Annotated in this window: 19 protein-coding genes and 1 pseudogene; 13 read left to right on the top strand and 7 right to left on the bottom strand. The window is 67.6% G+C overall.

The features are described from left to right. From BM172_RS13675 to lpdA, 3 genes and pseudogenes are all read left to right on the top strand, one after another. Positions 1 to 194 (top strand): annotated as a pseudogene (locus BM172_RS13675) (mechanosensitive ion channel family protein); the annotation flags it as partial. A 290-nt stretch (positions 195 to 484) separates the two neighbouring features. After that, entirely contained in the window at positions 485 to 2173 is a 1689-nt protein-coding gene (gene aceF / locus BM172_RS13680) for a dihydrolipoyllysine-residue acetyltransferase (protein WP_026633890.1), read from the top strand. A 16-nt stretch (positions 2174 to 2189) separates the two neighbouring features. Continuing rightward, positions 2190 to 3974 (top strand): dihydrolipoyl dehydrogenase, encoded by a 1785-nt coding sequence (gene lpdA, locus BM172_RS13685; protein ID WP_026633889.1) that lies wholly within the window; start codon positions 2190 to 2192, stop codon positions 3972 to 3974. A gap of 179 nt (positions 3975 to 4153) precedes the next feature. On the opposite strand, the gene BM172_RS13690 is transcribed toward lpdA, so the two are convergent. Further along, positions 4154 to 5203 (bottom strand): hypothetical protein, encoded by a 1050-nt coding sequence (locus tag BM172_RS13690; protein ID WP_026633888.1) that lies wholly within the window; start codon positions 5201 to 5203, stop codon positions 4154 to 4156. Between the two features lie 609 nt (positions 5204 to 5812). Further along, positions 5813 to 6487 carry a hypothetical protein gene (locus BM172_RS13695; protein WP_026633887.1) on the bottom strand — a complete coding sequence of 225 codons (675 nt, stop codon included), beginning with the start codon at positions 6485 to 6487 and terminating at the stop codon, positions 5813 to 5815. Positions 6488 to 6669: 182 nt separating this feature from the next. On the opposite strand from BM172_RS13695, the gene dapB reads away from it, so the two are divergent. After that, complete coding sequence (dapB, locus tag BM172_RS13700; protein WP_026633886.1) at positions 6670 to 7473, top strand: 4-hydroxy-tetrahydrodipicolinate reductase; 804 nt, start codon at positions 6670 to 6672, stop codon at positions 7471 to 7473. 4 nt (positions 7474 to 7477) lie between these two features. Here the strand turns inward: dapB and BM172_RS13705 are convergent, their stop codons facing one another. Next, positions 7478 to 8140 (bottom strand): hypothetical protein, encoded by a 663-nt coding sequence (locus tag BM172_RS13705; protein ID WP_143096523.1) that lies wholly within the window; start codon positions 8138 to 8140, stop codon positions 7478 to 7480. An 87-nt stretch (positions 8141 to 8227) separates the two neighbouring features. Further along, on the bottom strand, positions 8228 to 9283 hold the full coding sequence (dinB, locus tag BM172_RS13710; protein WP_051548401.1) for a DNA polymerase IV: 1056 nt from the start codon (positions 9281 to 9283) through the stop codon (positions 8228 to 8230). A gap of 240 nt (positions 9284 to 9523) precedes the next feature. Between dinB and BM172_RS13715 the strand changes: the two genes are divergently transcribed. From BM172_RS13715 to BM172_RS13735, 5 genes are all read left to right on the top strand, one after another. Next, complete coding sequence (locus BM172_RS13715) at positions 9524 to 10207, top strand: type 1 glutamine amidotransferase domain-containing protein (RefSeq protein ID WP_026633883.1); 684 nt, start codon at positions 9524 to 9526, stop codon at positions 10205 to 10207. Positions 10208 to 10453: 246 nt separating this feature from the next. Next, complete coding sequence (locus BM172_RS13720; protein ID WP_026633882.1) at positions 10454 to 10846, top strand: hypothetical protein; 393 nt, start codon at positions 10454 to 10456, stop codon at positions 10844 to 10846. 6 nt (positions 10847 to 10852) lie between these two features. Beyond that, entirely contained in the window at positions 10853 to 11863 is a 1011-nt protein-coding gene (locus BM172_RS13725) for a hypothetical protein (protein ID WP_081805030.1), read from the top strand. Positions 11864 to 11950: 87 nt separating this feature from the next. After that, the gene (locus BM172_RS13730; protein WP_026633880.1) at positions 11951 to 13279 is read left to right on the top strand and encodes an APC family permease; all 1329 of its coding nucleotides are present in this window, start codon (positions 11951 to 11953) and stop codon (positions 13277 to 13279) included. Positions 13280 to 13448: 169 nt separating this feature from the next. Then, entirely contained in the window at positions 13449 to 15527 is a 2079-nt protein-coding gene (locus BM172_RS13735; protein ID WP_231504124.1) for a beta-agarase, read from the top strand. Positions 15528 to 15616: 89 nt separating this feature from the next. On the opposite strand, the gene BM172_RS13740 is transcribed toward BM172_RS13735, so the two are convergent. The 3 genes from BM172_RS13740 to BM172_RS13750 are packed head-to-tail and all read right to left on the bottom strand — an operon-like array spanning position 15617 to position 17413. Next, positions 15617 to 16024: a hypothetical protein gene (locus BM172_RS13740; RefSeq protein ID WP_026633878.1), complete on the bottom strand. Its 408-nt coding sequence runs from the start codon at positions 16022 to 16024 to the stop codon at positions 15617 to 15619. Beyond that, the gene (locus tag BM172_RS13745; protein ID WP_026633877.1) at positions 16021 to 16509 is read right to left on the bottom strand and encodes an Mpo1 family 2-hydroxy fatty acid dioxygenase; all 489 of its coding nucleotides are present in this window, start codon (positions 16507 to 16509) and stop codon (positions 16021 to 16023) included. The genes BM172_RS13740 and BM172_RS13745 overlap by 4 nt, the downstream gene beginning before the upstream one ends. 7 nt (positions 16510 to 16516) lie before the next feature. Then, positions 16517 to 17413, bottom strand: coding sequence for a phosphoribosylaminoimidazolesuccinocarboxamide synthase (locus tag BM172_RS13750; RefSeq protein WP_026633876.1), 897 nt, complete (start codon positions 17411 to 17413; stop codon positions 16517 to 16519). A 131-nt stretch (positions 17414 to 17544) separates the two neighbouring features. Between BM172_RS13750 and BM172_RS13755 the strand changes: the two genes are divergently transcribed. The 4 genes from BM172_RS13755 to pdsR all read left to right on the top strand — a co-directional run bounded on the left by BM172_RS13755 (position 17545) and on the right by pdsR (position 20723). Beyond that, positions 17545 to 17856 (top strand): c-type cytochrome, encoded by a 312-nt coding sequence (locus BM172_RS13755; protein ID WP_026633875.1) that lies wholly within the window; start codon positions 17545 to 17547, stop codon positions 17854 to 17856. Next, positions 17853 to 18656 carry a co-chaperone DjlA gene (gene djlA, locus BM172_RS13760; RefSeq protein WP_026633874.1) on the top strand — a complete coding sequence of 268 codons (804 nt, stop codon included), beginning with the start codon at positions 17853 to 17855 and terminating at the stop codon, positions 18654 to 18656. The genes BM172_RS13755 and djlA overlap by 4 nt, the downstream gene beginning before the upstream one ends. A 56-nt stretch (positions 18657 to 18712) precedes the next feature. After that, the gene (rpe, locus tag BM172_RS13765; RefSeq protein ID WP_026633873.1) at positions 18713 to 19381 is read left to right on the top strand and encodes a ribulose-phosphate 3-epimerase; all 669 of its coding nucleotides are present in this window, start codon (positions 18713 to 18715) and stop codon (positions 19379 to 19381) included. 652 nt (positions 19382 to 20033) lie between these two features. After that, complete coding sequence (gene pdsR / locus BM172_RS13775; protein ID WP_026633872.1) at positions 20034 to 20723, top strand: proteobacterial dedicated sortase system response regulator; 690 nt, start codon at positions 20034 to 20036, stop codon at positions 20721 to 20723. Positions 20724 to 20793 lie beyond the last annotated feature (70 nt).

The following is a 20793-nucleotide window of genomic DNA, read 5'->3' on the forward strand; positions in this document are numbered from 1 at the left end:
CCGGCATCTGGACCGAATCCCTGGGCGACAGCGCCGTCAACCTGGTGATCCGCGCCTTCACCCGCACCGGCGACCTCTGGGGCGCCCAGACCGACCTGCTGCGCCGGATCAAAGAGCGCTTCGACGCCGAGGGCATCAGCATCCCGTTCCCGCAGCGCGAGCTGCGGGTGGTGCAGGGCAAGCTGCCGGACTGAGATGAAGCCCCTCTCCCTTCGGGAGAGGGGTTGGGGTGAGGGTACGGCCGGAGCGCAAGGGTGAAGTGCACCGCTCCGCCCGCACCCTCATCCGGCTGCCGCCACCTTCTCCCGGTGGGAGAAGGGTTCTGATAGGGGAACTGAGGCGGCTCCAGTCGCCTGCATACGTATGCGCATGGTCCCCTGCGACCAAGATCGATCCAGACGGACCGGCGTGCCTTCGCTATGATTGGGCTCTTGCGCGCCGCCATCCCCCAGGCGTTGCGCCATCGCCATCCGCAGGAGAAATCATGGCCGACCTGAAAGAAGCCCGCGTGCCGGATATCGGGCACGACAATGTCCCGGTGATCGAAGTGCTGGTGAAGCCTGGCGACAAGGTCGCCAAGGAGCAGGGCCTGGTCACCCTGGAATCGGACAAGGCCACCATGGAAGTGCCCGCGCCGTTCGCCGGCACGGTCAAGGAAGTCAAGCTGAAGGTGGGCGACGAAGTGTCCGAGGGCGCCGTGATCGCCATCATCGAGGCCGACGAGGCCAGTGCCCCGGCCCCGGCGCCCCAGGCAGCCGCGCCGGCGCCGGCGCCGGCCGCGCCCGCACCCGCCCCGGCCAAGGCCGCCGAGCCCACCCGCGCCGCGGCCCCCGCGCCGGCTGCCGGCGGCGGCGTCCGCGAGGCCCGCGTGCCGGATATCGGCGGCCACGACGGCGTGCCGGTGATCGAGGTGCTGGTCAAGGTCGGCGACACCGTCGCCAAGGACCAGAGCCTGATCACCCTGGAATCGGACAAGGCCACCATGGAAGTGCCCGCCCCGTTCGGCGGCGTGGTGAAGGAACTGAAGGTCAAGGTCGGCGACGAGCTGTCCGAAGGCGCCGTGATCGCCCTGATCGAGAGCGCCGACGGCGCTCCGGCCGCCGCGCCGGCTCCGGCGCCGGCCAAGGCCGAAGTACCCCAGGTGGAAGAGAAGCCCGCCCCGATCGGCGGCCGCGGCATCCTTCCCGGCAACGCTCCGGAGGGCGACGTGGCTCCGGCTGCGCGTCCGCCGTTCGACTCGCGCATCGTCATGCCGGGCGACGCCCCCTACGCCAGCCCCGCCATCCGCGCCTTTGCGCGCGAGCTGGGCGTGGATATCCGCCAGGCCAAGGGCAGCGGCCGCGGCGGCCGCATCGTGCGCGAGGACATCACCTCCTACGTCAAGCACGCGCTGGCTTCCGGCGCGCGTCCCAGCGGCGCGGCGCAGCCGGCCGGCGGCGGCCTCAACCTGCTGCCGTGGCCGAAAGTGGACTTCGCCAAGTTCGGCCCGATCGAGGAAAAGCCGCTCACCCGCATCCAGAAGATCTCCGGCGCCAACCTGGCGCGCAACTGGGCGATGATCCCGCACGTCACCCAGCACGAAGACGCCGACATCACCGAGCTGGAAGCCTTCCGCAAGAAGCTCGGCGAAGAGAACAAGGACCTGAAGATCACCCCGCTGGTGTTCCAGATCAAGGCGGTGGTCGCGGCGCTGAAGAAGTTCCCGCAGTTCAACGCCTCGCTGGACGAGACCGGCGAGAAGCTGATCCTCAAGAAGTACTTCCACGTCGGCATCGCGGTGGACACGCCGGACGGCCTGGTGGTGCCGGTGATCCGCGACTGCGACAAGAAGGGCCTGCTGGACCTGGCGGTCGAGCTGGGCGAGATCTCCAAGAAGGCGCGCGACAAGAAGCTCGGCCCGAACGACATGTCCGGCGGCTGCTTCTCGATCTCCTCGCTGGGCGGCATCGGCGGCACCGCGTTCACGCCGATCGTCAATGCGCCGGAGGTGGCGATCCTGGGCGTGTCCAAGGCGCAGACCAAGCCGGTGTGGAACGGCAAGGAATTCGCCCCGCGCCTGATCCTGCCGCTGTCGCTGAGCTACGACCACCGCGTGATCGACGGCGCGCTGGCCGCGCGCTTCGCGGCCTTCCTCGCCAACCAGCTCGGCGACATCCGCCGCCTGCTGCTCTGACGCGAGGGGCGACGCCATGGCTAATACGATCGAAGTGAAAGTCCCCGACATCGGCGGCCACGACAGCGTGCCGGTGATCGAAGTGCTGGTGAAGGCCGGCGACAGCGTGACCAAGGACCAGAGCCTGATCACGCTGGAGTCCGACAAGGCGACGATGGAGATCCCGTCGAGTGCCGCCGGCACCATCAAAGAGGTGAAGGTGAAAGTGGGCGACGAGCTGTCGGAAGGCGCCGTCATCGTGATCCTGGAAGTCTCCGGCGACGCCGCCGCGCCCGCGGCCGAAGCGCCGAAGGCCGCCGCTGCTCCGGCACCGGCGCCTGCATCTGCGCCGGCCCCCGCCAAGGCGGCCGCACCCGCCCCGCAGGCGGCCGGCGCCTCCGGCCGCACGGCCGACATCGAATGCAAGCTGGTGGTGCTCGGCTCCGGTCCCGGCGGCTACACCGCCGCGTTCCGCGCCGCGGACCTGGGCGTGGACACCGTGCTGGTGGAGCGCTACGCCACCCTGGGCGGCGTCTGCCTCAACGTGGGTTGCATCCCGTCCAAGGCGCTGCTGCATGCCGCGGCCGTGATCGACGAGGCCGAGGCCATGGCCGCGCACGGCGTCAGCTTCGGCAAGCCCAAGCTGGACCTGGACAAGCTGCGCTCGTTCAAGAACAAGGTGGTCGGCCAGCTCACCGGCGGCCTGGCCGGCATGTCCAGGCAGCGCAAGGTGCGCACCGTGCAGGGCGTCGGCAGCTTCGTGTCGCCGCACGAGCTGGAAGTGGAGACGGCCGAAGGCAAGAAGCTGGTCCGCTTCGAGCACGCCATCATCGCCGCCGGCTCGCAGTCGGTGAAGCTGCCGGCGTTCCCCTGGGACGACGAGCGCGTGATGGATTCCACCGGCGCGCTGGAACTGAAGGACGTGCCCGGCAAGCTGCTGGTGGTCGGCGGCGGCATCATCGGCCTGGAGATGGCCACCGTGTACGCCGCGCTCGGCAGCGAGGTGACCGTGGTCGAATTCATGGACCAGCTGATTCCCGGTGCCGACGCCGACCTGATCAAGCCGCTGGCCAAGCGCCTGGGCGGCAAGCTCAAGGGCGTGCACCTCAAAACCAAGGTGACCGAGGCCAAGGCCACCAAGAAGGGCATCGAGGTTGCCTACGAAGGCGACAGCATCCCCGAGACCAAGCTGTTCGACCGCGTGCTGGTGGCGGTGGGACGCTCGCCCAACGGCGGCAAGATCGGCGCGGACAAGGCCGGCGTCGCGGTGACCGAGCGCGGCTTCATCAACGTCGACACGCAGATGCGCACCAACGTGCCGCACATCTTCGCCATCGGCGACCTGGTCGGCCAGCCGATGCTGGCGCACAAGGCCACCCACGAGGCGCGCGTCGCCGCCGAGGTGGTCGCCGGCATGAAGAGCCATTTCGATGCGCGCGTGATCCCGTCGGTGGCCTTCACCGATCCGGAAGTGGCATGGGTCGGCGTGACCGAGCGCGAGGCGAAGGAAAAGGGCTTGAAGATCGGCGTGGGCAAGTTCCCGTGGGCGGCCAGCGGCCGCGCCATCGGCATCGACCGCACCGAGGGCTTCACCAAGCTGATCTTCGACGAGGAAACTCACCGCGTGGTCGGCGGCGCCATCGTCGGCCCGCACGCGGGCGACCTGATCGCCGAGATCACCCACGCCATCGAGATGGGCAGCGAGGCGGCCGACATCGGCCTCACCATCCATCCGCACCCCACCCTGAGCGAATCGGTGGGCATGGCGGCGGAGGTGTACGAGGGCACGATTACCGACTTGTACATGCCGAAGCGGAAGTAAGCCGGTACCAAGGCAGGCAAGAAAGAGCCCGGGCATGCCCGGGCTCTTTCGTTCTCAGCTCGTCATTCCGGCGAAGGCCGGAATCCAGTCCAGTACGTCGTGCGAAGCACGCAAGACCTTTTGCGACAATCACGCATCATCGCTACTGGATCCCGGCCTGCGCCGGGATGACGGACAAATCAGTTCGATTCCGTGAACTGGATGTACGGCGTCGAGCCGCTCCCCGTCGAGCAACTGCCCAGGTTGAGGTTGTTGCTCTCGCCGGTGCTGCCGGAGTTGGCCACGCAGGACGGCGCGCTGGTCGAGCCGTTGGTCACCGCCAGCTTGGCGGTGATCGACGAGCCGCTGTTGAACTTCGCCATCGAGCCGCCGGCATTGCCGACCACGTTCCACTCCGCGACCTTCCACACCGTGGCCAGGTACAGCACGCTGTCCTTGCCGCTGGAGCTGTAGGCCTGGGTGCCGTTGGTGAACACCACGGTGTCGTTGCCGCCCGAGCTCACCGTGCCGGTCAGCTTCACATTGGCCAGCTGGGTGGCCGGCACGTCCGGCGCGGTGGCGGCCGCGCTGTTCTTGTAGCAGTCGCCGGCGCCGTCGCTGCCGAAGCCGCTCGGGCAGCTGCTGCCGCCGTAGCCGATCAGCCAATACTGCATGAACACCGCCGCCTCGCCGTCCACTTCATAGTCCGGCGCGTACACGTACTGCTGCCACACGGTGCAGCCGGAGTGGCTTTTACAGGCCGAGGTGGTGTCGTCGAAGCTGGAATTGATCTGCAGCGAATACTCGTTGGCGCCGAGGATGCCGCCGCCGCCGTAGGCGGCCACACCCACGCCGGACTCGGAGGTCACGCCGGTGACAGTCGGGAAGCTGCCGACGGCCTTGGTGATCAGCGTCGACGAATGCAGCGTGTAGTCGTTGCCGTTGCCGGCGTTCTGCGCGGCGCCGAAGTTGCGCCAGCGCGGCGTGGGCATCACGCGCGGGATCGCCGCCTTGCACGCGGTGCGCTCCCACACGACGCTGGGATAGGTGGCGTGGAAGCAGCCTTCCGCCGGCGTGGCGATATGCGAGATGTCCTCGCGCCACTGCGCGCGGGCCTGTGCCTCCAGCGCACCGACATACTCGGTGCCGGCCTGGCTGGATACGTTCGTGGGCTGCGCGGCATAGGCCGCGGAAACACAGGCGGCGCCGACCACGCCGGCGGCCAGAATAAACGTCAACTTCGCAAGCATTGAATTCTCCCTGGTACGCGAATTGGGCTGAGCGGTTCCGGCGCTGGAGGATTCCAGCCGCCGGTTTTTGGGCAACAACTCACCTGCGCGCCGACCGCCGTCGCGGTGGCGATGATCTGTGCAACTGCATGGCTCCGCTTCATCCTCACGGCGGAGAGTCGAGCGATGACGCATCCCCTGAGGGAGCGTTTGACCCTCCGGGTACAAACGTTCCGGCGGCCTTGGTAATGCATCTTCGGTGCGCTTTGCAAATCGAAAGAGACTGCGTCAAACACCTGCGATGCAAAACGCTCGATGCGCGAGCGCGAATGCTTTGCGCGAGTCTTGAAATCAGCTGTCGAACGAAAGAAGCGCCGCGTCGTTAACGATGGTCAACGATTCGTGCATTCGAAAAAACGCGCGAAGCACATGCGTGTGCAAGGTGTGAAGAAGCCGCGCCGTCATTCCGGCGCAGGCCGGAATCCAGTGACGTCACCGATCGATTTTCGCGAGAGCTCAAAAGCCCATGACTCGCTCGCTCACCCCTTCGGGAGTGCCCTGCGAGCATTCTTCGCGCTGCGCGCTCGTCCGGCCTGCGCCGGAACGATGGCTCGAATGGATGCTGTGGCTTTACCCGGCGTGTTGCTTCGCCGGCATGTTCTGTTCGATCCGCCGCCGCAGGCTGATCAGCATGTTGACCACCTCGTGGGTGGTGCCCGCCATCTGGTTGACGACGTGCAGCAGGTCGCGCGGTGAGTAGTCGTCGTTGTCGAAGTCCAGCTGCATATCGACCATGTGCGGCCCGTTCATGACCATCGGCAGGTCGCCGGCCAGGGTGGTGATGCTGGTGGCCTGCGAGGCATAGACGGCCGAATAGCCGCGCAGGCGCTCGCTGTCGATCCAGCCGGCGGACTGGTTGGCCACGGCCAGGTCCCAGGCTTCGCGTCGCAGCACCGGCCAGCGGAAGTCCAGGTAGAGGCCTTCGGGTGCGTTTGCCTGCGCATGCTGGCGGATCGTTTCGCCGGAGGCGTGCGCCTTCAGGTCGGCGTTCAGCACGTCGCGCAGATGCATCAGCGCCTGCATGCGCTGCTGGTCGTGTTCGAGCACCCTGCCGATCTCGGCCAGGTTCTGCTGGATCTCCGCGTCGATGCGCACGCTGGCCTCCCGGGCCGCGTTCTGGTGATGCGTACGTTCGATCCACGCTTCCAGCCCCAGCGCGGTGAGGATGCTGAGCACGATCATCAGGTAATGCTTGAGGAAATCCCTGAGCGAATACAGGCGCGTCTTCGGCAATTCGAGGTGCATGGCGGCATCCGGGCGACGATATGAAGCAAGCGGCCGAGGGTATCCGATGCTGCCGCGGGCAGGCAGTGCGGATTGGCACCGCCGGCCAGGCTCCGCCCGGCTATGCTGGAATAGTCCTGCTTGCAAAGCCGTCGGCGCGCCGGCATCTGCTTCGCATCTCTACTTCGACCACAAGGTGTCCCATGACTCTCAACGTCTGCCTGGCAGGAGCCACCGGCTGGGCCGGTTCCGAACTCGCGCGCGGCCTCGCCGTTGCCGATGGCCTGAAACTGGTCAGCGCCGTATCGCGCAAGCATGCGGGCGCCACGCTGGCGCAGGCGCTGGGTGATGAACGCCTCGACGCACCGGTGTTCGCCACGGCCGCCGAGGCGCTGTCCAAGCCGGTCGACGTATTCATGGAATACACCAGGCCCGACAGCGCCAAAGCCAATATCCTCGCCGCGCTGGAACACGGCGCGCACGTGGTGGTGGGCACCTCGGGTCTGAGCGACGAGGATTACGCGCGCATCGACGAAGCCGCCCGCGCCAAGGGCCGCGCCGTGCTGGCCTGCGGCAACTTCGCGCTCACCATGGTGCTGCTGCAGAAGTTCGCCGAGCAGGCGGCGAAGTACATCCCCAGCTGGGAAATCATCGACTACGCCTACGAAGGCAAGCCCGACGCGCCCAGCGGCACGGTGCGCGAGCTGGCCGGGCGCCTGGGCAAGGTGCGCCAGCCGGAACCGGGCCTGCCGCTGGAAAAGACCAACGGCGTGCGCGAGACGCGCGGCGGCACGCTGGGCGGAGCGCAGGTGCACGCGGTGCGCCTGCCGGGCTTCGTGCTCGGCGCCGAAGTGATCTTCGGCATGCCGGACCAGACCCTCACCCTGCGCCACAACGCGGGCAGCAGCGCGAAGCCTTATGTCGACGGCGCGCTGCTGGCGATCCGCAAGGTGTCCGGGCTCGCACCGGGTCTCCACCGCGGCCTGGACAAGGTGCTGGAGCTCTGACGCGTCAGCCGTGCGCGGCGCCGGCTTCGTCCTGCGCCAGCGCATGGACCAGGTGGCCTTCCAGCTGCTGCAGGTGCGACTGGATTTCCTGCGAGGTGTTGATCATCTGCCGCAGCACGGTGACGAATTCCAGCGGATCGACCGGCGCGTCCAGGTCGATCCGCGCACGCAGCGCCGCCATGCCCGGCGCATTGAGCAGGATGATGCTGTCGTGGGTGAGCCAGTTGGACGCATCGCGCAGGTCGGCATAGGCGGTGGAGTAGCGGCGCAGGTCGCCATCGTCCATCCAGCTCGCCGACTGGTTGGCCACGGCGACATCCCAGGCCTGCGAGGCGAAGGTCGGCCAGTTGATGCTCAGCTTGAAGGAGGCCCGGCGCGCGCGGATATGCTCGTTCACCACGGCGGCCGTGGCGCCCGCGCGGATGTCCTGGCTCACCGCCTCGTCGAGTTCGCGCAGCGGCGCGATCAAGGTCTGGTTCGCCTTGATCGACGTGCGCACGTCGCTGAGATTGGTCTCGATCTCCAGGCGGATCTGCCGGCTTGCCGTCGCGGCCGCATGCGCATGGTGCGAGCGCTCGATCCATGCCTCCAGACCCAGCGCGGTGAGGATGCTGAGCACGATCATCAGATAGTGCTTGGTGAAGTCCTTCAGCGAGTGCAAGCGCATTTTCGGCAGTTCGAGATGCATCGGTTCCGGCTCGGCGGGGCTGGCGGACGCGCAGCGTAGCCGATCCCGGCCGGCGGCAGCAGTGCGCTAGCCGCGTTCGAACAGGTCGCCCTGTGCGACGAAGCTGTCTTGTTCGACGAAGCCCGACAACCCCACCCCGACCAGGCGGTAGCGGCTGTCCGCCGGACGCTCCACGCGGGCACGCAGCGCGCAGGCCAGGTCGGCCAGTTCTTCCGCGGAGGCGGGCCGCGTGGAGGGCGTAAGGCTGCGCGTGAGCGTGTGGAAGTCGGCGGTCTTGAGCTTCAGCACCACGGTGCGGGCAATGCGGCCATGCGTGCCGGCGGCCTCGCGCTCGTGCGCAGCCCAGGTCTTCTCGGCCAGGCGGCGGATATGCGGCTCCAGCTCGTCCAGGGTCAGGTCGTGCTCGAAGGTGTCTTCGGCCGAGACCTGCAGGGTGGGGCGGTCCGGCTCGACCGCATGCTCGTCGATACCCAGCGACAGTTCGTGCAGGCGCCGGCCCCAGCGGCCGAAGCGCTGCTCCAGCTCAGCCGCGGCGAAGGCGCGCAGCTCGCCCACGGTGGCGATGCCCATCTCCGTCAGCTTCGCCTCCATCACCTTGCCCACGCCGGGCAGGCGGCCCACCGGCAGCGGCGCGAGGAATTCCATCACCTGGTGCGGGCGGATCACGAACAGGCCGTCCGGCTTGTTCCAGTCGGAGGCGATCTTGGCCAGGAACTTGTTCGGCGCCACGCCGGCGGAAGCGGTCAGCTGCGTCTCCGCGCGGATCGCGGCGCGGATCGCCTCCGCCGTGGCGGTGGCCGAGGGCAGCGCCGTCGACGTGGTGACGTCAAGATAGGCCTCGTCCAGCGACAGCGGTTCGATCAGGTCGGTATGCCGCGCGAAAATCTCGCGCACCTGCCGCGACACCGCCTTGTAGCGGCCGAAATCCGGCGGCACGAAGATCGCCTGCGGGCACAGCCGCTCCGCGCGCACCGCCGGCATCGCCGAGCGCACGCCGAACTTGCGCGCCTCATAGCTGGCCGCGCACACCACCGAGCGCGCGCCGCGCCAGGCCACCACCACCGGCTTGCCGCGCAGCGCGGGATCGTCGCGCTGTTCCACCGACGCGTAGAACGCGTCCATGTCGATGTGGATGATCTTGCGCGAGGTCGGGGACACGAACGGACGGGAGCGGATCGCGGGCGTGGATGGCGGCGAGAGTTAAGCACGGAACCGGAAGTTCTGCCCGATCCGCGGCCAGACTTGCCCATTCCTGCCGATCGGTCGGACCGGCGCTTGAAGGCGCGGGCCAGCGCCGCACATCACACGCGGTTACCGCCCCTCCTGCCAGGATGGGCGGCGTCTACTCGAGGAAAGCATGTCATGAAGATCCTGATGGTCCTGACGTCGCACGACCAGCTTGGCGACACCGGGCGCAAGACCGGTTTTTGGCTGGAAGAATTCGCCGCGCCGTACTACGCGTTCAAGGATGCCGGCGCGCAGATCGTGCTGGCCTCGCCCAAGGGCGGCCAGCCGCCGCTCGATCCCAAGAGCGACGATCCGGATGCGCAGACCGACGCCACTCGCCGCTTCCGCGCCGATGCCAGGGCCACCGACGCGCTCGCCCATACGCTGCCGCTCGCCGACGCAGCCAGGGCCCAGTACGACGCCGTGTTCTATCCCGGCGGCCATGGCCCGCTGTGGGACCTGGCCGAGGACAAGACCTCGGCCGAACTGATCGAGCGCACCTACGCCGCCGGCAAGCCGGTCGGCGCGGTGTGCCACGGACCGGCGGTGTTCCGCCACACGCGCATCAAGGGCGAGCCGCTGGTGCGCGGCAAGCGCGTCACCGGCTTCACCAATGGCGAAGAGGCCGCGGTGGGCCTTACCGACGTGGTGCCGTTCCTGGTCGAGGACATGCTCAAGGCACACGGTGCCGAGTATTCGAAGAAGGCGGACTTCCACCCCTATGCCGTCACGGACGGCAACCTGGTCACCGGACAGAACCCGGCTTCCTCGGTGGATGCGGCCAAGGCGGTGCTGGCGCTGCTGCGCAACGAAGACTGATGGCGAAAACGCCGAAGGGATGCGCAGGCGTCCCTTCGGTATTACACGGTGGCGGCCCGTCGAAGGCCGTCATGCCTGTCTGAAGGGGCTTGCGCGGGCGAGAGAATTCAATTCATCGAAATGCGATAAATTAATACATTTGAGATGGTTCTAGGTAATGCACTCATCCGATCGACGAAATAGCATTTAACGCAATGCCGATGCGTTAAATGTCTTTATCCTAATTCGTCTGAAAGGGTTGCTGTGATGAAAGCGTGGCTTTTTATGCTGATGGCTCTCTTGTCGATGCCTGCCGTTGCTGGCTTCAGCTTGTTGCTTCCTAAGATCACTGCGGAAAATTCGAAGCTGGTAGGTACGATCACTGCATTCAAGGTTTTCAAGGGCAACGACAAATGTTATGTGGCGATCAAGGATCCGAACAATGCCTACTACAGCGAAGGCTTTCATTTTATTGATGACGCGATGATCTGCTCGGTTGCAAAGGCGGCATTTCTCACCGGGCTCAAAGTCGCTGCTGTGACCGTAGTCAGGAGCGGATACGGGGCCAACGAAATTATATCCATGAGCGTGGTGAGGGCCGGGGGCGTACCCACCTGGCCGGCGGCTGCTGGTTACGGTGGCAGGGTCTCTGATTACTAGGGGCTCATGATCATGCTGGCGAAGCGATGGTTTTCATGTGCTGGCGGGCTGTTGAGTCTTGTTCTATGCGGTGTGCTGCCGGCGCTGTCGAATGCTCAGGTGCGCGTGGTTTACCGTTACGACACCAGGCCACCCCAGGAAATATTCGCCTCTGGTTTTGCCGCGCCAGGGCAGGATATGAATCTGATCCGGCACGTAACCGGGTGGACCGACGGAAGGGCCGAAGGCGACGACGACGGCCTGATCGCCACCACGTCCGAGGAGAGCGTTGCACGGAGAATGGCGGTCGCGCATTTAAATCATTTTTCCGATCCCAATGCGATGGTCTTTGTTTACGCCATATCTGCAAACCATGATTTCTTTGCGGTGATGCCCAGCCTGAGTAATTTTCTTGAGCAGCAAAGAGCTGCCCCCGCTGCGGCGCGCTACATGGAGCGAGAGGGCCAGCTGAGCCTTGTGATCGAGTCGTACCGGGAGCAGCAGGAATTCGTATCGGCCGCTCCCATTCCACCCTCGGCGATCCGGTGGGCGCGTCCGATCAGTTTGGAGCGCGATGCTAGGAATCGTCTGCGCCCGCGATTCGGCGAGCGCCGAATCAATGGGGACTGGGTCGATGACGCACCCGACCAGTCCGCAAATGCCGGTCACTATCCCGTAAATTGGCCAGACGAGCCCTCGGCTTCACCCCAGCCGGCTTTCTCCCTGTCTTCATGCGAGGAAGACCAAGGTGCTTCCGCAGGTCCGCCGGGGGTGAATTGCACCGGAGACTTGTACGCGGCAGTGGCGGACGACGGTGAAGTCTTTCCCCGGGCCATGCTGCCGTCCTGCTCGTCGGCACCCAGGCCAAGGCGCGCTGCCATCATGCTGCCCTGTTCCGATGCCTGGCCCCTCGTGAATATCTCCAGGCTGGCCAGAACCAACGCAGCGCTTTTCCCGGGCGGGGACGAGTTTCTTGCTGCCATATACATGTCAGTACTTGCGAATACGCGCTGGCACATCTTGTTGCACGATGAGTAGAGGTGGCGGAGCCACGCATAGCATGGCCACTCATAGGGCATAGGTCATCGGTCATGGTCGGACCGTCCCGGGTTATCGTCAGCCCCCATGACCGATACCTCCCCCTCCTACCTCCGCCGCCTCGGCACCTGGGACGCCGCCGCCATCGTGATCGGTGGCGTGATCGGCGGCGGCATCTTCCGCAGTGCCTCCACGGTGGCCGAGCGCACCTCGTCCGGCTGGGAACTGCTGCTGCTGTGGGCGATCGGCGGTGCGCTGACCCTGGCCGGGGTGCTGTGCTACGCGGAACTGGGCGCGCGGCGGCCGCAGGCCGGCGGTATCTACATCTATCTGCGCGAGGCCTTCGGCCAGCTGCCGGCCTTCCTGTTCGGCTGGACCATGGCGCTGATCAACTACCCGGGCAGCGTGGCGGCGGTCGCGACCACCTTCGCGGATTACTTCTGCGCGGCGGTGGGCCTGCCGGTGCTATGGGTGAAGCCGGTGGCGGCGGCGGCGATCACCTTCATCGTCGGCGTCAATTTCTTCGGCATCCGCGCCGGTTCGCGCATGCTCAACGTGTTCACCGTGCTCAAGCTGGCGGCCATCGCGATGCTGGTGGCCACCGCGCTGGTGCTGGCGCGCGGCCACCTGGGCATGGCGCTGGCGCCGGATCCGGCGCACCAGGCGCGGCCATGGGATTTCCTCGGTGCATTGCTGCCAGTGCTGTTCACCTATGGCGGCTTCCATTACCTCAACGACCTGGCCGGCGAAGTGCGCGAGCCGCAGCGCACCTTGCCGCGCGCGCTGGGCCTGGGCCTGGCGGCGGTGGTGCTGTGCTACCTGCTGGTCAACTTCGCCTACGTGGCCGGGCTCGGTCACGCCGGCCTGGCGGCGAGCCGCGCGCCGGCGGCGGACCTGATGCAGCGGCTGTTCGGCGACGCGGGCGCGCGGGTGATGGCGATCGGCATCGCCTGTTCCACCTTCGGCTATTGCAGCATCGCCATCGCCGGCGGCGCGCGCGTGCTGCAGACCATGGGCGCGGACGGCATGTTCTTCCGCGCGGTGGGGCGCATCGACGCGCAGTCGCGCGCGCCGCAGGTGGCGCTGGCGGTGCTCGGCGGCTGGGCGATCGTGCTGGTGCTGTCCGGCAGCTTCGGCCAGCTGCTCAACTACACCACGGTGGGCGAGTGGCTGTTCCATGCGTTCGGCATCGCCACGCTGTTCTGGTATCGCCGCCGTTTCGCGGCGGAGCCGGCGCCGTACCGCGTGCCGTTCTATCCGGTGCTGCCGTTCCTGTTCGTGCTCACCGTGCTGGGCGTGATCGCGGCAACGACCATCGATTCGCCCGGCGACGCCGGCATGAGTCTGCTGCTGGTGGTGCTCGGCGTGCCGGTGTACCTGGTGTGGCGCGCGTGGCAGCGGCGCGGAACGGCGTAGCATCGTAGGTTGGGGTGAGCGCAGCGAACCCCAACGTGCGCACCGGATACCGCGATGTCGGGGTTCGCTGCGCTCACCCCAACCTGCGTCGCCTTGGGCGGAGGAGTCGTGCGTGAAGCGATGGCGCAAAATCACCTTCTTGATGCTCGTCGCATGCGGCGAGCCGGCCATGGCCGGGCAACTGGCCGATCTCGGCCAGCCCTCCGCCAAGGTCGCGCTGGCCCAGGTGCAGCGCAGTGCGCATGAAGTGCGCGATGGCGCGGTGGTGCTGCTGCCTTTCGTGTTCCAGCCCGCCGCGGCGCCGCAGCTGACTATTGCACCGGCACAAGGCGCATGGGACTGGACCGGCCAGGGCGAGCTGCGCCTGCGCGTACAGAACGGCATGGACTGGGCGGTGACGCTGCGCATCGATATCGACGGCGCCGGCAAGGATCAGGCGCTGCACGCGACGGTGGGCATTCCGGCCGGGCCCGCGCAGACCGTGGTAGTGCCGCTGCATGCCGCCTCGCCGCGCGCGCAGGGCATGCAGGTGGGGCCGCCGATGCCGTACGACAGCAACGGCCAGCGGCTGCTGGTCGCCACCACGGTGGAAGGCCAGCTGGATGCGCATCAGGTCGCCGCGGTGCGCTTGAGCATGCCCGCGCCGCAGGCGGCGCAGACCCTGCTGTTCGGCAAGCTCGAGACCGTCGCCGGCGATGCGGCGCTGCGCAGCGCCTACACCGCCATCGTCGATGGCTATGGCCAGTACACGCGCGGCCAGTGGCCGGAGAAGATAGGCAGCGACGCCGCTCTGCGCGCCGCGCAGGCGAAAGCCCAGGCTGCACTGGGCGAACACCCTTCGAACCTGCAGCGCGACCGCTACGGCGGCCGCCAGGACGTGCCGGCGTTCAAGGCCACCGGCTGGTTCCGCACCGAGCGCCGCGACGGCCGCTGGCAGCTGGTGACGCCGGAAGGCCATGCGTTCTTTTCGCTGGGCGTCAACGCGGTAGTGACGGAACAGCGCAGCTACGTGCAGGGACGCGAGTGGATGTTCAGCGGCCTGCCGTCCGACAGTGGCGCCTGGCAAGCTTTCTACGGCGACAGCGACAACCGCGCGCCCGATGCGGCGGCCACCGCCGGCATCGGCTACAACCATGGGCGCTGGTTCGATTTCTATGCGGCCAATCTGTATCGCCTGGACGGCGCGAACTGGAAGCAGGCCTGGCTGGCGCGCAGCACCGCGCGCCTGCGCGCCTGGGGTTTCAACACGCTGGGCAACTGGAGCGACGAGGCGCTGGCGAAGGAGCGCACGAACCGCCTGGCCTACACCCGCTCGATCGAAGTGGAAGGCGTGTTCGGCAATGTCTCCAGCGGCTACGACTACTGGGGGCGCATGCCCGATCCGTTCGATCCGCGCTTCGCGCAGGCCGCCGAAGCCGCCGCGGTGAAAGCGACCCGGGATGCGCAGGACGATCCCTGGCTGCTCGGCTATTTCAGCGACAACGAACTGGCCTGGGCCGGCGCGGGACCGCAGGGGCGCTGGGGGCTTGCGCTGGGCACGCTGCGCGGCGAAGCGCGCAGCGACGCCAAGCAGGCCTTCATCGCCGCGCTCAAGCGCAAGTACGGCGAGCCGGCGAAGCTGGCCGCCGCGTGGGGCATCGAGCTGCCGTCATGGGATGCGCTCAACGCCACCGGCTACAACGCACCGCTGCCGGGCGAGGCGCATCCGGCGATCGCCGCCGACTACAGCGCATGGCTGCGGCAGTATGCCGAGCAGTATTTCCGCGTGGTCACCGAGGCGCTGCATCGGCACGACGCCCATCACCTGTTCCTGGGCGGCCGCTTCGCGGTGAACACGCCGGAAGCCGTCGCCGCCTGCGCGCGCTACTGCGACGTGATGAGCTTCAACGCCTACACCGACGTGCCGCAGCACGGCGCGGACATGGCGGCGATCGCCAGACTCGGCAAGCCGGTGATGTTCACCGAATTCCACTTCGGCTCGGACGACCGCGGCCCGTTCGGCCGCGGCGTGGTGCCGGTATGGAACGAGGCGCAGCGCGGCGAGGCGTACGCGCGCTACGTGCAGGCGGCGGCGAAGGACCCCAACGTGGTCGGCGCGCACTGGTTCGAATACACCGACCAGCCGGTCAGCGGCCGCGCGCTCGACGGCGAGAATGCGCACGTCGGCCTGGTCGGCATCACCGACCTGCCGTTCCAGAATTTTGTCGAGGCGGTGCGCAAGGCGAACGAGCAGGTCTATCAACGCTGATGTAGGTTGGGGTGAGCCGCAGGCGAACCCCAACAATACGAGGCGTTCGGGTGCGGCAATGTTGGGGTTCGCCTGCGGCTCACCCCAACCTACGCTTGCAGGCTGGTGATCGCGCCGAACGCCACCAGCATGATCACCGCCACCGCCAGGCAGGCGCTGGTCGGCTTGATCCGCCGCGCATCGATGCGCGGCACCAGCCGCCACAGCAGTCCAGCGCCGATCAGCATGTTCAGCACGATCGCGGCGCGCCAGCCGAAGGTATGCAGCTGCGCCAGCGGGTCGGCCTGCGCGCCGTGCTTCATCAGCACCGAGCCGCCGACGATCACGTCCAGCAGCATCCACAGCAGGCAGGCCAGGTAGGTGCGGTTGAATACCGGCGGGCAGCGCTCGATCCAGCGCAGCACCGCCCAGGCGATGATCGCCACGAACAGCGCGCCGATGCTGCTGTAGAGCACCCACCACAGCAGGCTGCTGAGCAGGATCAGGAAGGTGTTCATGCCTGCTCCCCGCCCAGGCCCAGGCGGCGCAGCAGCTTGTCCATCAGCCAGGCCGGGCCGACCAGCAGGTAGGAGAGGTCGGTGAGGAAGCTGGGGCGGCGCCCTTCGATGGCGTGGCCGACGAACTGGCCGACCCAGGCCACGGCGAACACCGCCACCGCGCTCCAGCGCAGCGTGCCCGCGCCGTATTGCGCGAACACCCACGCGGTGAGCAGGTCCAGCAGCACGAAGGCGAGCAGCATCGCGCCGGCCAGGCGCCGCGAATGCTTCCAGTACCAGGCGAAGGCCAGCACCTGCGCGCCGACCGACCAGAAACCCGGGCGGCCGAGCAGGGCCGGCACCGGGATCGTCCACAGCAGGGCGATGGCGCTCCACAGGATCAGCGGCACGCACACTTCGTGCAGCCGCTGGTTGAGCGGATGGCGATGGTCGCCGGCGTAGCTGTCCAGCCACGGGCCCATGCCGCTGCGCGGTTCGGTGCGCATGGCGGCGTCAGTCCAGCCGGATGTCGGCGATGCGGCGCAGCGCCTCGGCGTACTTGGCGGCGGTGCGCTCGATCACCTCGGCGGGCACGCGCGGACCGGGGGCCTTTTTGTTCCAGTCCAGCGTTTCCAGATAATCGCGCACGAACTGCTTGTCGTAGCTGGGCGGGCTGATGCCGACCTGGTATTCGTCCGCCGGCCAGTAGCGCGAGGAATCTGGCGTGAGCATCTCGTCCATCACGTAGAGCTTGCCGTGCTCGTCGGTGCCGAATTCCAGCTTGGTGTCGGCCAGGATGATGCCGCGCTCGGCGGCATAGGCGGCGGCCCACTTGTAGATGGTCAGGGTGGCATCGCGCACCTGCCCGGCGAGCTCCGCGCCGACCGCGGCGACCACCGCGTCGAAGCTGACGTTCTCGTCGTGGTCGCCGACGGCGGCCTTGGTCGACGGGGTGAAGATCGGTTCCGGCAACTGCTGCGCCTGCTTGAGGCCCGCCGGCAGCCGGATGCCGCACACCGCGCCGGTGGCCTGGTAGTCCTTCCAGCCCGAGCCGATCAGATAACCGCGCGCGATCGCCTCCACCGGCACCGGCTTCAGGCGGCGCGTGACCACGGCGCGCTTGTCGTACAGCGCCAGGTCGGTGCCGGCCGGCAGCACTTCGCCCAGCGGCGTGTGCAGCAGGTGATTGGGCACCAGGTGTCCGGTCTTGCCGAACCAGAAGTTGGAGATCTGCGTGAGCATCTCGCCCTTGCCGGGGATCGGGTCGGGCAGCACCACGTCGAAGGCCGACAGGCGGTCGCTGGCCACGATCAGCAGGCGGTTGCCCGGCAGCGCATAAACGTCGCGCACCTTGCCGCGGTGGAGCAGCTCCAGGCCGGGCAGATCGGATTGCAGCAAGGTGGTGGGCACGGCGGGCTCCTCGGAAGGTCGGGCGGGGCAAGCCCGTCATTGTAGCGGCGGCGGAGGGCGGATCGGCCTCGCGGGGGCTGCTAGTATGGGAGTCTTTAGCCCCTTCCCACCTTCCATTCCACGTGTCGCCGATGCGCTTCGCCCTGACCGCGGTACTCGTCCTCGCCGCCAGCTTCCCCGCCCATGCCGCAACGCCGCCCAAGCCGGCGCGGCTCGGCCTGTGCGCGGCCTGCCATGGCGAAACCGGCATCGCGCAGATTCCCGGCGCGCCGCACCTGGCCGGGCAGAAGGCCGACTACCTGCGCGAGGCCCTGCGCCAGTACCGCGACGGCCGCCGCAAGGCGCCGATCATGCAGGCGGCGATCGGCCCGGTGAGCGAGGCGGACCTGGACGAACTGGCTCGCTGGTACAGCCAGCAGGCACCGGCGAAGGCGCAGCCATGAACATCTCCTGGACCCTGCTGCTGGCGTTCCTCGGCCTGGTCTTCGGCCACAGCCTGACCACCATGATCGCCGGCGGCGTGGTCGGCTTCATCATCGACAGCATGCGCCAGACCCAGCGCCGCCGCGCGCCGACGGCGGGCGGCTACATCGGGCCGCTGTTCGCGCTGCTGGGCGCGGTGGCCAAGTCGGACGGGCGCGTCTCCGAAGCGGAGATCGCCGTCGCCGAGCGCCTGATGTCGCGCATGGGCCTGAGCGCCGAGCAGCGCCAGCAGGCGGTCACCGCGTTCAATGCCGGCAAGGCGCCGGAATTCGACGTGACGCCGGCCATCGACGAACTGCGCCAGTGGGTCGGCGTGCGCCGCGACCATGCCTTTCCGGTGCTGGACGTGGTGATCGACACCGTGCTGGCCGAGGGCAACCCCGCGCCGGAAAAGATGGCGATCCTGCGCCAGCTGGCCTTCGCCCTGCGCGTCAGCGACATGGAGCTGATGGCGCTGATGGCCATGAAGGGCTACGCCTGGAACGCCGGCGCCAACTATCGCGGCCAGGGTTATGGCAACGGCAATGGCTACGTGCCGCCGCAGCGCAATACCAGCGGTCCCGATCCCTACACCGTGCTGGGCATCGGTCGCGACGTCGACGACCGCGCCGTCAAGCGCGCCTACCGCAAGCTGATCTCCGAGCACCATCCGGACCGCCTGGGCGACCTGCCCGAGGACATGCGCAAGCGGGCCGAAGCGCGTGCCAGCGAGATCAATGCGGCGTATGAGCGGATCAAGGCCGAGCGCGGCTTCAAGTAAGCGCGGGCGGCGGTGCTAGGCTCTTTCCCGATTTTCCCTTCGAAGTTCGCCCGACCATGAAGCAGCCCAACGTCATCGCCCCCTCGATCCTCTCCGCCGACTTCGCCCGCCTGGGCGAGGACACCGCCAAGGCCCTGGCCGCCGGCGCGGACTGGGTGCATTTCGACGTGATGGACAACCATTACGTGCCCAACCTGACCATGGGCCCGATGGTGCTCAAGGCGCTGCGCGACTACGGCATCACCGCGCCGATCGACGTGCACCTGATGGTCAGGCCGGTGGACCGCATCGTGCCGGACTTCGCCAAGGCGGGCGCGAGCGTGATCAGCTTTCATCCGGAAGCCAGCGAGCACGTGGACCGCACCATCGGCCTGATCAAGGATTCCGGCTGCCAGGCCGGCCTGGTGTTCAACCCGGCGACGCCGCTGAACTGGCTGGACCATGTGCTGGACAAGCTCGACCTGGTGCTGATCATGTCGGTCAATCCCGGCTTCGGCGGCCAGAAGTTCATCCCGCACGCGCTGGAGAAGCTGCGCGAGGTGCGCCGCCGCATCGACGAGAGCGGCCGCGCGATCCGCCTGGAAGTGGACGGCGGCGTCACCGCGGACAACATCGGCCAGATCGGCGCCGCCGGCGCGGACACCTTCGTGGCGGGCTCGGCCGTCTTCAACGCGCCGGACTACCGGGCGGTAATCGAGGCCATGCACAAGCAGCTCGGGGCCTGAGGCAATAAAAATCCCGGCGCAGGGGAAGCGCCGGGATAAAGACGTCGGAACGACGTTCAGAGGAGACCACGCTGGCCGCGCCCGCCGCTCCTTGCGTGTTCCACGGCAATGGATTCGGGCGCAGCCGCAAGTTCTGACCGGCCATTCCCGCGTTGGTTCCTTGCAAAGCGAAAATATTTCCGCGCAAGAAAAAAGCCCCGCTGGGGAGCGGGGCGGAACTCACCGTCACAGAGGGGGACGGGAAGGGGCACATCGGGTGGCTGTCGGGACCTGGCTCCTTGCCCCGGCGGCCTGGCGCGCTTCCTTGCACGCCGGCCGCCATGCCTTCCACGGCAGCTCACTTCAGAACGGTCGTCAGTGGATGCTCATCACCAGGCCCAGCAGCAGGGCGCCGAGGGCCAGCACCACGCGCAGGGGTTCGAAGCCGCGCAGTTCGGCGTTGGGATCGGTGGGTTCGGGCTTGTCCATGGCGCGTATCCGAGGGGGGGCGAAGTGGTGCCTATGAGGCGCCGCCGGCGGGCGCGCGGCCCGGCGGGGTACGGGCGATCGGGCGACGGCGTCTGGCAAATCCCGGGCAGCAGGGGTCCCCGCCTTGCGCCGCGCGAGTGGGCATAGCACCCTGCGCGCCATCCGCACCGAGAGGGAACGCTCCATGGGCCGCAGCATCGCCATTGTCGAAGACGAACCGTTGATCCGCGCCAACTACGTCGAGGCGCTCAACCGCTTCGGCTACGACACGCGCGGCTATGGTTCGCGCCGGGAGGCCTCGACCGCCTTCGCCATGCGCCTGCCGGAGCTGGTGATCATCGACATCGGCCTGGGCGACGAGCCGGAAGGCGGCTTCGACCTGTGCCGCGAGCTGCGCGCGAAATCGCCCACGCTGCCGATCATCTTCCTCACTGCGCGCGATTCGGATTTCGACGTGATCTCCGGCCTGCGTCTGGGCGCCGACGATTACCTCAGCAAGGACACCAGCCTGCACCAGCTGGCCGCGCGCATCGCCGCGCTGTTCCGCCGCATCGAGTCGATGAAGGCGCCGGCTTCCAGCGAGACGGTGATCGAGCATGGCCCGCTCAAGCTCGAATCCGAGCGCATGCGCATCACCTGGAACAACGAAGAGATCCCGCTCACCGTCACCGAGTTCTGGATGGTGCACACCCTGGTGCGCTTCCCCGGCCACGTGAAGAACCGCGACCAGCTGATGCGCGAGGCCGAGCTGGTGGTGGACGACGCCACCATCACCTCGCACATCAAGCGCATCCGCAAGAAGTTCATCGCGGTGGCGCCGGAATTCGACGCGATCGAGACCGTGCACGGCGTCGGGTATCGTTGGCGTCCTTGAGGGAATCGGGAATAGAGAATCGGGAATAGGGAAAAGCGGCATCCCGCAAGCTTGTCGCGCCTCGCTTTTC

The organism is Dyella marensis (assembly GCF_900112865.1).
Classification (GTDB): Bacteria; Pseudomonadota; Gammaproteobacteria; order Xanthomonadales; family Rhodanobacteraceae; genus Dyella_D; species Dyella_D marensis_A.

What these genes read in the sequence shown, in the direction of transcription:
- aceF (WP_026633890.1), top strand. Translation starts at nt 485, where the DNA reads ATGGCCGACCTGAAAGAAGCCCGCGTGCCGGATATCGGGCACGACAAT.
- lpdA (WP_026633889.1), top strand. Translation starts at nt 2,190, where the DNA reads ATGGCTAATACGATCGAAGTGAAAGTCCCCGACATCGGCGGCCACGAC.
- BM172_RS13690 (WP_026633888.1), bottom strand. Translation starts at nt 5,203, where the DNA reads ATGCTTGCGAAGTTGACGTTTATTCTGGCCGCCGGCGTGGTCGGCGCC.
- BM172_RS13695 (WP_026633887.1), bottom strand. Translation starts at nt 6,487, where the DNA reads ATGCACCTCGAATTGCCGAAGACGCGCCTGTATTCGCTCAGGGATTTC.
- dapB (WP_026633886.1), top strand. Translation starts at nt 6,670, where the DNA reads ATGACTCTCAACGTCTGCCTGGCAGGAGCCACCGGCTGGGCCGGTTCC.
- BM172_RS13705 (WP_143096523.1), bottom strand. Translation starts at nt 8,140, where the DNA reads ATGCGCTTGCACTCGCTGAAGGACTTCACCAAGCACTATCTGATGATC.
- dinB (WP_051548401.1), bottom strand. Translation starts at nt 9,283, where the DNA reads ATGGACGCGTTCTACGCGTCGGTGGAACAGCGCGACGATCCCGCGCTG.
- BM172_RS13715 (WP_026633883.1), top strand. Translation starts at nt 9,524, where the DNA reads ATGAAGATCCTGATGGTCCTGACGTCGCACGACCAGCTTGGCGACACC.
- BM172_RS13720 (WP_026633882.1), top strand. Translation starts at nt 10,454, where the DNA reads ATGAAAGCGTGGCTTTTTATGCTGATGGCTCTCTTGTCGATGCCTGCC.
- BM172_RS13725 (WP_081805030.1), top strand. Translation starts at nt 10,853, where the DNA reads ATGATCATGCTGGCGAAGCGATGGTTTTCATGTGCTGGCGGGCTGTTG.
- BM172_RS13730 (WP_026633880.1), top strand. Translation starts at nt 11,951, where the DNA reads ATGACCGATACCTCCCCCTCCTACCTCCGCCGCCTCGGCACCTGGGAC.
- BM172_RS13735 (WP_231504124.1), top strand. Translation starts at nt 13,449, where the DNA reads ATGGCCGGGCAACTGGCCGATCTCGGCCAGCCCTCCGCCAAGGTCGCG.
- BM172_RS13740 (WP_026633878.1), bottom strand. Translation starts at nt 16,024, where the DNA reads ATGAACACCTTCCTGATCCTGCTCAGCAGCCTGCTGTGGTGGGTGCTC.
- BM172_RS13745 (WP_026633877.1), bottom strand. Translation starts at nt 16,509, where the DNA reads ATGCGCACCGAACCGCGCAGCGGCATGGGCCCGTGGCTGGACAGCTAC.
- BM172_RS13755 (WP_026633875.1), top strand. Translation starts at nt 17,545, where the DNA reads ATGCGCTTCGCCCTGACCGCGGTACTCGTCCTCGCCGCCAGCTTCCCC.
- djlA (WP_026633874.1), top strand. Translation starts at nt 17,853, where the DNA reads ATGAACATCTCCTGGACCCTGCTGCTGGCGTTCCTCGGCCTGGTCTTC.
- rpe (WP_026633873.1), top strand. Translation starts at nt 18,713, where the DNA reads ATGAAGCAGCCCAACGTCATCGCCCCCTCGATCCTCTCCGCCGACTTC.
- pdsR (WP_026633872.1), top strand. Translation starts at nt 20,034, where the DNA reads ATGGGCCGCAGCATCGCCATTGTCGAAGACGAACCGTTGATCCGCGCC.